16 protein-coding genes are annotated in these 13,101 nt (G+C 68.6%); 4 read left to right on the forward strand and 12 right to left on the reverse strand.

Translation table 11 applies throughout. From position 1 onward, the window contains the following. The first annotated feature begins 55 nt into the window (after positions 1-55). Positions 56-397 carry a Grx4 family monothiol glutaredoxin gene (grxD, locus tag EV278_RS06940; RefSeq protein ID WP_132088529.1) on the forward strand — a complete coding sequence of 114 codons (342 nt, stop codon included), beginning with the start codon at positions 56-58 and terminating at the stop codon, positions 395-397. Further along, positions 394-813: a thioesterase family protein gene (locus EV278_RS06945; RefSeq protein ID WP_132088532.1), complete on the forward strand. Its 420-nt coding sequence runs from the start codon at positions 394-396 to the stop codon at positions 811-813. The genes grxD and EV278_RS06945 overlap by 4 nt, the downstream gene beginning before the upstream one ends. A gap of 127 nt (positions 814-940) precedes the next feature. Here EV278_RS06945 and EV278_RS06950 read toward each other — a convergent pair whose 3' ends face one another. After that, on the reverse strand, positions 941-1,315 hold the full coding sequence (locus tag EV278_RS06950; protein WP_132088535.1) for a hypothetical protein: 375 nt from the start codon (positions 1,313-1,315) through the stop codon (positions 941-943). Positions 1,316-1,391: 76 nt separating this feature from the next. Here EV278_RS06950 and EV278_RS06955 point away from each other — a divergent pair, with 76 nt between their 5' ends. Further along, positions 1,392-2,546, forward strand: coding sequence for a serine hydrolase domain-containing protein (locus EV278_RS06955; protein WP_132088538.1), 1,155 nt, complete (start codon positions 1,392-1,394; stop codon positions 2,544-2,546). 52 nt (positions 2,547-2,598) lie between these two features. On the opposite strand, the gene EV278_RS06960 is transcribed toward EV278_RS06955, so the two are convergent. The 8 genes from EV278_RS06960 to EV278_RS07000 all read right to left on the reverse strand — a co-directional run bounded on the left by EV278_RS06960 (position 2,599) and on the right by EV278_RS07000 (position 7,648). Beyond that, positions 2,599-2,937, reverse strand: a complete 339-nt coding sequence (locus tag EV278_RS06960) for a hypothetical protein (protein WP_132088541.1) — start codon at positions 2,935-2,937, stop codon at positions 2,599-2,601. A gap of 113 nt (positions 2,938-3,050) precedes the next feature. Then, positions 3,051-3,980 (reverse strand): zinc metalloprotease HtpX, encoded by a 930-nt coding sequence (htpX, locus tag EV278_RS06965; RefSeq protein ID WP_132088544.1) that lies wholly within the window; start codon positions 3,978-3,980, stop codon positions 3,051-3,053. Between the two features lie 26 nt (positions 3,981-4,006). Next, complete coding sequence (locus EV278_RS06970) at positions 4,007-4,312, reverse strand: zf-TFIIB domain-containing protein (RefSeq protein ID WP_132088547.1); 306 nt, start codon at positions 4,310-4,312, stop codon at positions 4,007-4,009. Between the two features lie 387 nt (positions 4,313-4,699). Beyond that, on the reverse strand, positions 4,700-5,791 hold the full coding sequence (locus EV278_RS06980; RefSeq protein ID WP_132088552.1) for an NADH:flavin oxidoreductase: 1,092 nt from the start codon (positions 5,789-5,791) through the stop codon (positions 4,700-4,702). Positions 5,792-5,903: 112 nt separating this feature from the next. Further along, positions 5,904-6,194: a putative quinol monooxygenase gene (locus tag EV278_RS06985; RefSeq protein WP_132088555.1), complete on the reverse strand. Its 291-nt coding sequence runs from the start codon at positions 6,192-6,194 to the stop codon at positions 5,904-5,906. 95 nt (positions 6,195-6,289) lie between these two features. Then, positions 6,290-6,529: a hypothetical protein gene (locus tag EV278_RS06990; RefSeq protein WP_132088558.1), complete on the reverse strand. Its 240-nt coding sequence runs from the start codon at positions 6,527-6,529 to the stop codon at positions 6,290-6,292. 10 nt (positions 6,530-6,539) lie between these two features. Next, positions 6,540-6,827, reverse strand: coding sequence for a hypothetical protein (locus EV278_RS06995; RefSeq protein WP_132088561.1), 288 nt, complete (start codon positions 6,825-6,827; stop codon positions 6,540-6,542). A gap of 125 nt (positions 6,828-6,952) precedes the next feature. Beyond that, entirely contained in the window at positions 6,953-7,648 is a 696-nt protein-coding gene (locus EV278_RS07000; RefSeq protein ID WP_132088564.1) for a DnaJ family molecular chaperone, read from the reverse strand. A gap of 369 nt (positions 7,649-8,017) precedes the next feature. On the opposite strand from EV278_RS07000, the gene EV278_RS07005 reads away from it, so the two are divergent. Beyond that, positions 8,018-8,905: a hypothetical protein gene (locus EV278_RS07005; RefSeq protein ID WP_132088567.1), complete on the forward strand. Its 888-nt coding sequence runs from the start codon at positions 8,018-8,020 to the stop codon at positions 8,903-8,905. 33 nt (positions 8,906-8,938) lie between these two features. Here the strand turns inward: EV278_RS07005 and EV278_RS07010 are convergent, their stop codons facing one another. The 3 genes from EV278_RS07010 to EV278_RS07020 form a co-directional block, all read right to left on the reverse strand. Further along, entirely contained in the window at positions 8,939-10,387 is a 1,449-nt protein-coding gene (locus tag EV278_RS07010; RefSeq protein ID WP_132088570.1) for a GH1 family beta-glucosidase, read from the reverse strand. Between the two features lie 72 nt (positions 10,388-10,459). Further along, positions 10,460-12,292 (reverse strand): DUF885 family protein, encoded by a 1,833-nt coding sequence (locus tag EV278_RS07015; RefSeq protein WP_132088573.1) that lies wholly within the window; start codon positions 12,290-12,292, stop codon positions 10,460-10,462. Positions 12,293-12,388: 96 nt separating this feature from the next. After that, complete coding sequence (locus EV278_RS07020) at positions 12,389-12,997, reverse strand: FMN-dependent NADH-azoreductase (RefSeq protein ID WP_132088576.1); 609 nt, start codon at positions 12,995-12,997, stop codon at positions 12,389-12,391. Positions 12,998-13,101 lie beyond the last annotated feature (104 nt).

A 13,101-nucleotide genomic window follows, 5' to 3' on the forward strand; every position in this document is an offset into this window, starting at 1 on the left:
TGACCCGGAGGGGCGCGGCGCCTAGCTGAGAGCCTACGCCCAAGGATTTCCTTCCATGACCGACGTCGCTTCCTCCCCCGCCCTCGACTTCATCGCCAAGACCGTGGCCGAAAACCCCGTGGTCCTGTTCATGAAGGGCGTGCCGGACCAGCCGCGTTGCGGCTTCTCGTCGATCACCGTCCAGATCCTCGATCACCTGGGCGTGTCCTTCGTCGGCGTCGACGTCCTGCAGGACGACGAGCTGCGCCAGGGCGTCAAGACCTTCACCGACTGGCCGACCATTCCCCAGCTCTACGTCAAGGGCGAGTTCATCGGCGGCAGCGACATCGTCCGCGAGATGTTCCAGTCGGGCGAGCTGAAGACCTTGCTGGCCGAACAGGGCCTGATCGAGGCTTGAGCCGGACCTTCGTCCCGCCCGCCGACGCCTTCAAGCTGACCTTCGAACCGAAGGCGTCGGACATCGACGCCAACGGCCACGTCAACAACGTGGTCTATCTGGCCTGGGGCCAGGACCTGGCCATCGCCCACTGGGACGCCTGGGCCACGCCCGACGAGCGAGCCCCGTGGAGCTGGGTGGCCCGCCGCCACGAGATCGACTACCGCCGCGAGCTGCTGCCGGACGAGATCGCCACCGGCTACACCTGGGTGGGTGAGCTGAAGGGGCCGCGCTTCGAACGCTTCTTCCGGATCGATGGCCCCGACGGCGAGATGTGCGCCCAGAGCCGCACCGACTGGGTGCTGATCGACGTCGCCGCCAAGCGCCCGGCGCGGGTGCTGCCCTGGATGGTCGAGCGGTTCTCGCCGAAGGGGTGAGATCGCGGCGGCCGCTGTGGACCAGCCTAGAGCAAATCGCGCGATACAGGAATCGCACGATTGCTCTAGGTTTTTGTTTTTGCATCGCTTTTTCGGAAAAACGGCGTCCACTTTTCCGCGCGATGCTCTAGCGCGCCACGCCCACCGGATTGAGCACCGCCAGCCGCCCCCGCCCCGGCACGCCCAGCTCCTGATAGCTGAACCGCAGGACGGCCGTCGTCGTGGCCTGCCGGCAAACGTCCAGCCGCTTGCGCGCGAACGCCACCGTCGGCTGGGCCGCTGAACGGTCCACATAGAAGGTGAAGTCGTCCCGGCGCGTACAGCCGGTGGAGGCCACCGTCACGGTCAGGCCGGACGCGTCCGCCTGGAGGGCGCTCAAGGTCTCCAGCTCCCCCGGCGCGTTCCGCCCGCCGCTCACCAGGGTCACGCCCCCGCGCCCCGCGCAGCCGCCCAGGGTCAGGAACAGTCCCGCGGCCAGCAGTCGACGTCGATCGAGCCCCATATACAACCTTGGCAAGAAGCGGAAACTGGGCCCTAGTTTGCCCACGGCCCCGCCGCGCGCAACCGACGAGGATCCAGTGCTTCGCAAATTCGCTTCGATCGCCGTCTCGGCCGCCTGCCTGGCCGCCGCGTCGCCCGCCCTGTCCGCCGGCCATGCCGACTACAAGGCCCTGGACGCCGAGGCGGCCCGGCTGATGGCGGTCGGCAAGATCCCCGGCCTGGCCTATGCGGTGATCGAGGACGGCAAGGTGGTCCATGTCAGCGCCCAGGGCTGGCGCAATGTCGAGAAGAAGCTGCCCCTGACGCCCGACACCATCATGTACGGCGCCTCGATCACCAAGGCGGCGTTTGGCCAATACGTGCTGATGCTGGTCGACGACGGCAAGCTGAACCTCGACACGCCGATCAAGACCTATCTGCCCAAGCCCCTGCCCGACTACGGCGCCTACAAGGACCTGGCCGGCGACCCGCGCTGGGAGACGATCACCCCGCGCATGCTGATGACCCACACGGCGGGCTTTCCCAATTTCCGCTGGTTGAACCCCGACGAAAAGCTGGACATCAAGGCCGAGCCGGGCACGCGCTTCATCTATTCCGGCGAGGGCGTCAACCTGATGCAGTTCGTCATCGAGCAGGGCCTGGGCCTGAAGGTCGGCGACGAGATGAACCGGCGGATCTTCCAGCCCCTGGGCATGACCCGCAGCAGCCTGATCTGGCGCGACGACTTCGCCGCGAACCTGGCCGACGGCTATCACGACGACGGCAAGTTCGAAGAGCACGATGCGCGCAGCAGCGTGAAGGCGGCCGGCTCCCTGGACACCACGATCTCCGACCTGTCGAAGCTGGCCGCGGCGATGGTCTCGGGCCGTGGGCTATCGGCCAGGTCCGCCGCCGAAAGGACCAAGCCCAGCTTCCCGATCGCCAACGCGCACCAGTTCCCGCCATCCCTGACCGACGACAATCCTGGCAACGCCAGGATCGGCCTGGCGGCGGGGATCGGAGTGGTGGTGTTCGACGGCCCCCAGGGTCACGGCTTTTTCAAGGGCGGACATAACGACATCACCGACAACCAGTTGATCTGCGTCGAGCGCGGCGAACGATGCCTCGTGATGCTGACCAACAGTGGTGTCGGCGCGCGGATCTTCCCGCCGTTGCTGAAGGCGGCGCTGGGCGACGTGGGCATGCCTTGGACGTGGGAGTACAACCCCGTGCGGCCGGTGGCGGCGCCTTAGGCTCCCCTGCCCCAAACTTGTCGCCACCGCTTCATGCGGGGAGGACCGCGTGTCAGGCCGCCTTGGCGTCCAGCGTTTCGCGCAGGCGGGCGGCGACGTCGCCCAGGGTGATCCGCGACAGGGCGCCGTCGACGTCCGGCGCGCCCTCGGCGGCCAGCGAACTGGCCAGGCCGGCGGTGAAGTCGGTGATGGCGGTGATGTGCTGGGCCAGCATGTCGACCATGTGCAGTTCCTGCATCACCTTCAGCCGGCTCTCCAGCGGCACGGCCTCGAGCAGTTGGCCCAGGGCGCTGTCCAGGTGGCCGCAGGAGACCGCGGCGATCGACATCTCGGCCGACAGGGCCTCCAGCAGGCCGACGATGCCGGTGGTCGTCTCGATCGTCATGGTCATGGCTTTCCCCCAAGCGTTTCAAACTGATAGCGCCTGGGCCCTTGTCGTATAGTTAAGGCAGGAGAAAACCCGGCCCCAGGGAAAACCGGGGCCGGGGCGGCAGATTGTCGCGGTCAGCTCCAGGGGCCGATCCGGCGGCTCTCGCCGGTCGGGACGGCCGTGCCGACCCGGCCGCGCGTGGCCTGGCTGACGCCCAGCCGCAGCAGCGCCTCGACCCGGTTGTGGGTGGCCGGGTGGGTCGAGAACAGATTGTCGCCGCCCCGGCCCGACAGCGGGTTGATGATGAACAGGTGCGCCGTGGCCGGATTGCGCTCGGCCTCGACATTGACCGCGCCGCCGCGGGCGTAGGCTTCGATCTTCTCCAGCGCCCGGGCCAGGGCCCGGCCGTCGCCGGCGATTTGCGCGCCCACGCGGTCGGCCTCGTATTCGCGCGAACGGCTGATGGCCATCTGCACCAGCATGGCGGCGATCGGCGCCAGGATCGCCAGGGCGATGGTCCCGATCAGCCCGCCCGGCCGCTCGTCGTCGTCGCGCGCGCCGCCGAAGAACAGGCCGAAATTGGCCAGGGCCGAGATCGCGCCCGCGATGGTGGCCGTCACGGTCATCGTCAGGGTGTCGCGGTTCTTCACGTGAGCCAGTTCGTGGGCCATGACGCCGCGGATCTCGTCGCGGTCCAGCAGGCTCAGCAGGCCAGTGCTGGCGGCCACGGCGGCGTGGGCCGGATCGCGGCCGGTGGCGAAGGCGTTGGGCTGCTCGCTGTCGATCACCGTGATGCGCGGACGCGGCAGGCCGGCCCGGTCGGCCAGATCCTCGATGTCGGCGACATAGGCCCGGATCAGCGGCTCGGGGTGACCGGCGTCGACCTCGACCGCGCCGTACATCCGCAGCACGATCTTGTCGGCGTTCCAGTAGCTGAACAGGTTCATGCCCACGGCGAACACCAGGGCGATCAGCATGCCGGTCGGGCCGCCGATCATGTAGCCGGCTCCGACGAACAGCGCCGTCAGGCCGGCCAGCAGGACGAAGGTCTTGAGATGGTTCATGGCTCGGATCGTTGGGTCTGGGTGGTTCAGTCGAAGATGTCGAACAGGTCGAAACGCTTCTTCTTGTGGCCATAGCGGCCCTGGCCGTGATGGCGGCGCTCGTCGTCATGTCGATAGTCGCCGCGAAGGTCGGACCGCTCGCGGGGCCGGTCGTAGTCGGGCAGGCGCGGCGTCGCGGCCTGGGGCTCGCCCCGCTCCATGGCCATCAGCTTCTCCAGTTCGCCGCGGTCCAGCCACACGCCCCGGCACTGGGGGCACATGTCGAACTCGACGCTGGCGCGCTGCACGGCCTGCATGGAGGCGTCGCAGTTGGGGCACATCAGAAGCGGCATTTCGGATCCCTGTCCTGTTGGTGGACGGGTGTCCTCGAAGCTGGATCCGGCGGCGGAGGGGGGGGAGGGACAGCCGGACCCAGACATCGAGAACACCCGATGCGGTCCGACATCACGAGTGCTTGCATCACTCGCCAGAGGGGCCCGGCCCGCTCCTGAGATCTAGGAAGCCCGAAGGGGGTTTCAAGGGGCTGGGCGGATAAGGATTCCCGAAGACCGCCGCGACCGGCGATCGAGGCGGCACCCTCCGCGGACCCCCTCCGGCCCTTCGAGCCACCTCCCCCAGAGGGGGAGGATCTACACCGTACGAGCTGCTCCCCCTCTGGGGGAGCTGTCGCGGAGCGACTGAGGGGGTCTTCCCGCAGGGCAGGACCAAGGGCGCCGACCCTAGTACAGCACCCCCAGCGCCGAGCGCTCGAAGCTCTTCAGCTCGTCCTGGCGGCCGTCGCGGATCTTCACCACCCATTCGGGGTCCTGCAGGATCGCCCGGCCGACGCCGACCAGATCGAACTCACCGCGCTCCAGCCGTTCCAGCAGGCCGTCCAGCGAGGCCGGCTGGCTGCCCTCGCCGCCGAACGCCGCGATGAACTCGCCCGACAGGCCCACCGAGCCGACGGTGATGGTCGGGGCGCCGGTCAGCTTCTTGGCCCAGCCGGCGAAGTTCAGGTCGCTGCCCTCGAACTCCGGCTCCCAGAACCGGCGCTGCGAGCAGTGGAAGATGTCGGCGCCGGCGTCGGCCAGGGGCTGCAGCCAGGCCTCCAGCAGCTGCGGGGTCTCGGCGTTCTTGACCGCGTAGTCCTGCTGTTTCCACTGCGACAGGCGGATGATCACCGGATAGTCGGGACCGACGGCGGCGCGGACGGCCCGAAGAATCTCGGCGGCGAACCTGCTGCGCTCGGCAATGCCGGGACCACCGAAGGCGTCGCCGCGGACATTGGTGCCGTTCCAGAAAAACTGATCGATCAGGTAGCCGTGGGCGCCGTGCAGCTCGACGGCGTCGAAGCCCAGGGCCTTGGCGTTGGCGGCCGCGCTGGCGAAGGCGGCGATGGTGTCGGCCACGTCCTCATCGGTCATCGGTTCGGTGAACGGAGCGCCGCCGGGCTTGGACAGGCCCGAGGGGCTGTCGATCTTGCCCAGCACGTCCTTGCCCTTGGCGGAACCCACATGCCACAGCTGGGGGGCGATCAGGCCGCCGGCGGCGTGGACCTCGTCGACCACCTTCTTCCAGGCCGCCAGCTCCTTCTCGCCATGGAAGCGCGGAATGTTGGCGTCGTTCAGCGAGGCCGGCCGGGCCACGCCGGTGCCCTCGGTGACGATCAGCGCGACCTGGTTCTCGGCGCGTCGGCGGTAGTAGGCGGCGACCTCGTCGGTGGCCACGCCGCCAGGCGAGAACGACCGCGTCATCGGGGCCATCACCACCCGGTTGGGCAATTTCAGCGACTTGAATTCAAACGGCTTGAATAGGGCGTCGAGGGCCATGCGGCGGCTCCGGAATGATCGTTGATGCTTGGTTATAAGAGTGAGTTTCGATTGAGGACCATGGAGAAAAACTGCATCGCGGTCCGCGTCTTGGTGGAGGCTCTGAGCCGCCCTATTCCACCGCGTCGAGATATTCGATCGCGGGCCGTCCGGCCATCAGCGGCCCCATGGCCGCGCCGGCGGCCTTGAAATAGTCGGTCCCGCCATGATGCTTGAGCGCCTCTTCCGAGGCGTAGAGCTCCAGCACCTTGTAGGTCCCGGCCTCGGCCCGGCTACGCGTCAGCTGGTAGACCAGGCAGCCCGGCTCGTTGGCCTTGACCTTGTTCTGCAGGTCGAGGAACACCTTCTCGAAGTCGCCCGCCTTCTCCGGCTGCACCTTCAGCACCGCCACCACGCCAATCATGTCATCCTCCCGAGGCCTTGGCGGCCAAACACTTGTTTGAATGCAGTGTCGGGGAAGCAGGGGCGGAGAGCAAGAGCTAGGTTGCGAGGCGCGTTCTAGGCAGGAACATAGAAACCCCAGACGCCATTCGACAGCTCGCCCGCCGCGAAACGAACGGGCTTTTCAGCGTCGCCGATCTCGTACACGTCGTACCAGTGGATCTGGTTGGGATAGGCGGGATGCTGCAGCTGGACCCGATCGATATCGACGCCACGCCAAGTCTGCCGCCAGACGTCGTGACCTTCGATTTGAAGATCGTCGCTTTCAAAGCCAACGTGAACGACGCGCCAAGTCAAGTCTGGCGACTCAGCGTCGCTCGTTCCAGCCGTAGGCCACCCATGAGTGGCCGCCCATGTGGCGGGCTTCGATCAGGCCGGGATCGCCGCCCGGCGCAGCGGCGGGCGCGGTGCGACCGCGGAACGCGAAGGCGGCGAGGCCGAGAAGGGCGGTGGCCATGAAGCCGATCACCACCAGGGTGGCGGCGAACACCACCGCGATCACGGCGGCGGCGGCGACGGCGATCGAGGTCGCCACGGCGCCGGCCAGCGTGACCAGACTACGCCAAGCGATACCGGAAGCCTTGCCTGTCTCCATGTCGTCCTCGCAGGCGTGCCCCGCCCATTGAATCAAGATGGGGCGCCAATACTGAACGTCAACTGAACACCCGGCCGATCGTTCCGTAAAATGAATTCGGCGCTAACCATGGCGAATTGACGACCTCAGGTCGCGGCAAGACCAGCCAGTTCACGCCGTTCGCGCATCACCGTGCTGAAAGCGGCGTTGATGGCCGCCGACTTGGCCTCGGCCACCTCGATGAACTCCAGGGGCAGGCCGCGGGCCCGGGCGCGGTCGGGGTGGGCCTCCGACATGGCCGCCCGCCAGGCCGAGTGCACCACCGCGTCGTCGGCGTCGGCCGGCACGTCGAGGATGCGATAGGGATCGTCCGGTTCGGTCCCGACGTGGGTCGCGGTCAGCCGGCGGAACGACAGCGGCGACATGCCGAACAGGTCGGCCACCCGCTCCAGATAGCTCAGCTCGTCCTGGGTCACCGCCCCATCGGCCTTGGCGATGTGGAACAGGCCGTCCAGCACGTCCTCGAGGATCTGCGGGCAGGTGCGATAGCGCTTGGCCAGCCGCTTGGCGTAGCTCTCGAAGCCGTGCGTCGTCTGGCGGGCCAGGTCGTACAGGCGATGGATGTTGTTCTCCGACTCGGGGTCGGGGTGGAACACCTCGGCGAAGGCGGCGTATTCGTCGCCGTCGGCCGAGCCGTCGGCCTTGGCCAGCTTCGCGCCCAGCGCCGTGACCGCGGTCGAGAAGGCCGGATCCTGGCCGGGCAGACCTGGCGGACATTCCTGGCACTCGGCCATGTCCAGCCGGCGCGCGGCGAGGGTTGCGATGTTACGCCAGAAGGTCATGGCCGTGACGAAAGTCCGAAAGCATGGCGGAGTGATGACGGCGGAGACACGTCCCCCGCCTCTCAACGGATCACGCTTCCATTGCGCCTTCTAGCACAAAAACGTCATGCCCCCACCCGCTGCTTGCTGCGGCGCACATTGAAACTTTGTAACCTGCGGCGGGGGCTGCGACTCACACGATGCTTGGCCACGCAGAGGAATCTTCGCCGCAAGCGGGAGCGTTTGGCCGACCCAATCGTTATGGCGACGCTTGGCCGACCGCGGTGCAAAACACCCGGCGCCACGTTCTGGTCTCAAACGGGCCGGAAATGCTCTATTCGAACGCGACCGACTCTCTGAGCGACGCCCTACAAGAGGACCTCCGCCCGCATGGCGACCGCCTTCCTTCTCGCCCTGGCCCTGACCGTCCAGGACGCTCCGATGTCCACCGCGCCGACCGCATCGGCTCCCCCGCCCCGCACCCAGCCCGCCGCCACCGCCCCGACCGACGACTACGGCTATGTCGGCTGGTGCTATGGCGCGCTGGGCGGCTATCTTGAGCTGTACGACAAGGTGATGCCGGAGGTGACCCGCATCGAGAAGACCTTCCCCGGCCCCGACGGCTTCAACGCGGCCATGAAGGAATATCCGGCGATGCGCGCCCAGGCCAGGAAGGACCTGGCGAACTATCGCTCGGCCATCGTCGCGGCCGAGAAGGCCAGCCCCCGCCCGATCTCGGAATATGGCGCGGCGGCGATCAAGAAGGGCCATTCGGTCTGGACAGGCGCCGACCAGATCGACAAGGCTCGCCTGGCCCAGGTGTGGATGAGCTGGAGCCCGCCCGGCGATTGCGACACCCGCGCCAAGGCCCTGGAGACCAAGTCCAACCTGTTCGGCCAGGCCCTGAACTACAACGTCAAGAAGAGCGCCGTTTCGCCCGCCGAAGAGACCAAGGCTCCCGAAATCGCGCCCGCCGCGGAAACCGCCGCGCCCGCGAGCGAACCCGAAGCGCCTCCGCCGACGCCCGTGGCGGAGGCTCCGCCAGTCACCGAGGCCCCGACCCCGGTCGCCACGAAGCCGAAGGCGCAGCCCGCGGCCAAGCCCGTCGCCAAGAAGACCGCCGCCGCCCTGCCGCCGATCGGCGCCAAGCCCGCGGCCATGCCGATCGCCGCCAAGGGCGAGGTCATCATCGACCCGAACGATCCCAAGCCCTGCGCCGGCAGCCTGATCCCCGCCAAGCGCGGCGGCAAGAACGTGCTGATCTGCAAGGCGGACTAGGAATCTAGCGCCCTCTCCCAGCGGGAGAGGGTTTCACGCGCTCGGCAATAGCCCCGTCGTCGCCACGCCCCGAAACCAGCCGTACGAGGTCTTGGGCGTTCGCACGCCCGTCACGCGGTCCATGGCCACCAGGCCGAACTTCGACGTGTAGCCGATGTCCCATTCCCAGTTGTCGATCAGGGTCCAGGTGAAGTAGCCGCCGACCCGCGACCCCGCCTCCATGGCGCTTTTCACCGCCTCCAGGTGGCGGCGCAGATATTGGACACGGAAGCCGTCGTCGATCACGGCGGGACCGTCGCTGAACGCATCCGAGCAGCCGTTCTCGGTGATCAGCACCGGCGGGTTGCCATAGTCGCGGCGGACCATCTCCAGCACCTGCGCCAGGCCTGACGGGTCGATCTGCCGGCCGAAGGCGTCCAGTTCGGCGCCTCGGGGCGGCGTTCCCACCGCGATGTGACTGGGGCTGGCCAGGTCCAGCTGTACATAGGCGGGGGCGTAGTAGTTGACGCCCAGGAAGTCGATCGGCTGGCGGATGACCTTCAGGTCGCCGTCGCGGACATGGCCGTCCAGGAACTCGTCCATCAGCGCCGGATAGGCGCCCTTCAGCAGCGGGTCCAGCCAGGCCCGGTTCCACAGGGCGTCCAGGCCGTCGGCGGCGGGTCGGTTCCAGAACGCCAGCGGTCCGCCCGACGCGCGGCACGGCTGCAGCGCCTGGGTCGTGCCGATCTTCAGGTCGCCTTGCGCCGCGCGCAGGGCCTGGATCGCCAGGCCTTGGCCCAGGTTCATATGGTGGGTGGTCGGACCCAGCAGGGCGATATCCTTCAGCCCCGGCGCCTGTTCGCCCAGCACATGGCCGAACACCGTGTGCACGGCAGGCTCGTTCAAGGTGATGACATGCTTGAGCCGGTCGCCAAGCCGCACCGCCACCGCGGCGGCGTAGTCGGCGAAGCTCTTGGCGGTGTCGCGGGCGCTCCAGCCGCCCTTGTCCTGCAGGGCCTGGGGCAGGTCCCAGTGAAACAGGGTGGCGTAGGGCGTGATCCCCTTGGCCAGGCAGGCGTCGACCAGGCGCTCATAGTGGTCCAGGCCGGCGGCGTTGACCGTCCCCGCCCCGGTGGGCAGCACCCGCGACCAGGCGATCGAGAACCGGAAGGCCTTCAGCCCCGCCCCGGCGATCAGATCGACGTCCTCGGCGTAGCGGCGATAGCTGTCGGTGGCGATGTCGGCGTTGGAGCCGTCCTTGATACGGCCTGGCTGCTTCTCGAAGGTGTCCCAGATGGTGGAGCCGCGACCGTCCGCTGTGGGCGAGCCTTCGGTCTGGAAAGCCGCCGTCGCCACGCCCCAGACGAAGTCCTTGGGAAACTGCCGGGACTTTACCGTCGCCTCCGCGGGTCCGGCGCGGTCGCAGCCGCTCAACCCCACGCTCGCCGCGCCGCCCACCGCCAGCGCGCTCAGCGCCCTGCGGCTGATGCCGTTGTCGCTCACGTTCGCCCCCTGCCCGCCGGAGGTCGAACGCCTCCGTGCGGGGTCAGGATGAGCGCAAAGCGCGAAGTTTGGCTAGGCCCGACCTCGCGCGACGTACGCGTCGATCACGCCCTCCAGCTGCGTCAGCGGGACATTGCCGCCCATCACCACGGCGTCGTCGAAGGTGCGCAGGTCGAAGCGGGCGCCCAGCGCGGCCTGGGCCTTGCCTCGCAGGCGGACGATCTCGCTGTGACCCACCTTGTAGCCGCAGGCTTGCCCAGGCCAGGCGCAGTAGCGGTCGACCTCGCCCTGCACCTCCTGGCGGGTCGAGCCGTTGGTGGTCACGAACCAGTCGATCGCCTGGTCGCGGGTCCAGCGTTTGGCGTGGACGCCCGTGTCGACCACCAGGCGGCAGGCGCGGAAGGCGATGGACTGCAGATAGCCCAGCTGGCCCAGCGGATCGCCGTCATAGGCGCCCAGCTCGTCGGCCAGTTGCTCGGCATAGAGCGCCCAGCCTTCCGAATAGGCGTTGAAGGCCAGCAGCGAGCGGACCAGCGGCAGCTTGTAGGTGTATTCGCCCTGCCAGATGTGGCCGGGCAGGCCCTCGTGATAGGTCAGGGTGGGCAGGCCGTAGCGCGGCCACATGCCCGTGTCGCGCAGGTTGATGTAGTAGTTGCCGGGCACCGTGCCGTCGATCGAGCCGGCCGCCGCATAGCCGCCCGGCGCCCCGTCCTGGATCTCGACCGGCACGCGCTTGATGACCAGGTTACCCGGTACGAGCGTCGCGAAGGCGCGCGGCAGGCGGGTGCGCATGTCGGCCACCCGGCCGTTCAGATAGGCCAGGATCTGGGCCCGGCCCTCGTCGGTGTTGGGGAACAGGTTCCTGGGGTCCTCGCCCAGGGCCTTCATCCGCGCCCCGACGCTGCCCTGGGTCAGGCCCTGGGCCTTCAGCAGCGTGTCCATGCGGGCGAACAGCGCCTCCAGCTGCTCCTGGCCCATCTGGTGGACCTCGTCGGGCGTCAGGCGGCTGGTCGTACCGGCCCGCAGCGCCCAGGCGTAATAGGCCTCGCCGTCGGGCAGCTTCCAGACGCCGGCGTCGGAGGTCGCCCGGGCGCGGTGGGCGGCCAGTTCGGCGATCTGGCGGTCCATGGCCGGGACGATCTTGCCTTCGACGATCGCGGCGGCGCGGCGCGCGTGGTCGCCCGAGATGGCCTTGGCCTTCTTGGCCAGGGAGGTGACCAGCCCCCAGTCGGCGACCGGCTGGGCGCGGGCGCCTTTCTGCTGCTTCAGGGTCTTGTCCAGCAGGAAGTCGGGGGCGATCACGCCCAGCGCGCCGTCATGCTTCAGGCGCGCCGTCTCGCCGTCCAGCTGGGCGGCGTAGAGTTCCAGGCGATGCAGGTAGGACTCGACGTCGGCGGCGTCGGCCACGGCGTGCTGGCTGTCGAGGAAGTCAGGGGTCTCGACGAAGGCCCCGGTGTTCTGGGCCACCACATAGGGCGCGTTGCGATAGGACCACTGCGACGACAGGCCGATGGCGTCGCCATAGGGGAAGTCGAAGCCCTCGACCGCCAGTTCATGGGCGGTCTGGACGACGCCGAGGTCGAGCGCGACCGCCGGGCTCAGGCCCTTGCGGTCGATCGCCTTCATCCGGGCCACGCGAGCCCTTGCGGCCGCGGCCAGCTTGCCGCGCCCCTCCAGCGAGCGGTCGGTCAGGCTGGACTTCAGGGCGGCGCGCCTATCCTTGTCCAGGCCCAGGGCCGAGGCGTTCTCGGGATATTCCCGCATCAGGTCCTCGGCGACCCGCGACAGCAGGGCCTCGGCGGCGGCGTCGCCGGGGGCGGCGGCCGCCAGGGTCTCGCCAGCCGTTCCCACGGCCAGGGTCGCGGCGCCCAGCGCCAGGACGTCACGTCGATTGAACTGGCTCACGCAGGCCTCCCGGATTCGCCGGGAAACCTAGCCGAGTTCGAACGGGACGCCCACGCCTTGACGGCGAGGACGTCCCTTCCGGTCATCTGTCTCGGATCAGGCCGCGAGCTTCAGGATCTCGCCCTGGGCCGCTTCCAGCGACTTGCCGCGGACCTCCTCGCCCAGGGCCACGCCCTCGGCGCGGATGAAGCGGATGTCGGTCACGCCCAGGAAGCCGAACAGGCCCTTCAGATAGGTCTCCTGGTGGTCAAGGCCGGCGGCGGGCGCGCCCTCGCCGTAATAGCCGCCGCGCGACGAGGCGATGATCACCGTCTTGCCGCCGGCCAGGCCCTCGGGGCCGTTCTCGGTGTAGCGGAAGGTGCGGCCGGCCACGGCCACGCGGTCGATCCAGGCCTTCAGCTGGCTGGAGATCGAGAAGTTGTACATCGGCGCGCCGATCACCACGATGTCGGCGGCCAGGAACTCGTCGAGGGCGGCCTGGCCCGAGGCGATGTCGGCCGCCACGGCGGCGCTCTCCGGCGTCGCGCCCTGGCCGGCGGCCAGGTGGGCGCCCGTCAGGTGGTCCAGCGGCTGGGCGGCCAGGTCGCGGCGGACGATCTCCAGACCGGGGTGCTGGGCGGTCTGGGCGGCGACGATCGCGGCCGACAGCGTGCGGCTCACCGAGCCGGCGCCCAGGATGCTGGAATCGATGTGAAGCAGTTTCATGACCTTGGAACTCCGAAGCGCCCTCTGGCGCGACGGAGGATTTAGGCCTTTCGAACCCAGCGCAGGAGCCTATATGATTGGATGATATCCATCGTCAGGATCGA

This window comes from Caulobacter sp. BK020, from assembly GCF_004342605.1.
Lineage (GTDB): Bacteria > Pseudomonadota > Alphaproteobacteria > Caulobacterales > Caulobacteraceae > Caulobacter.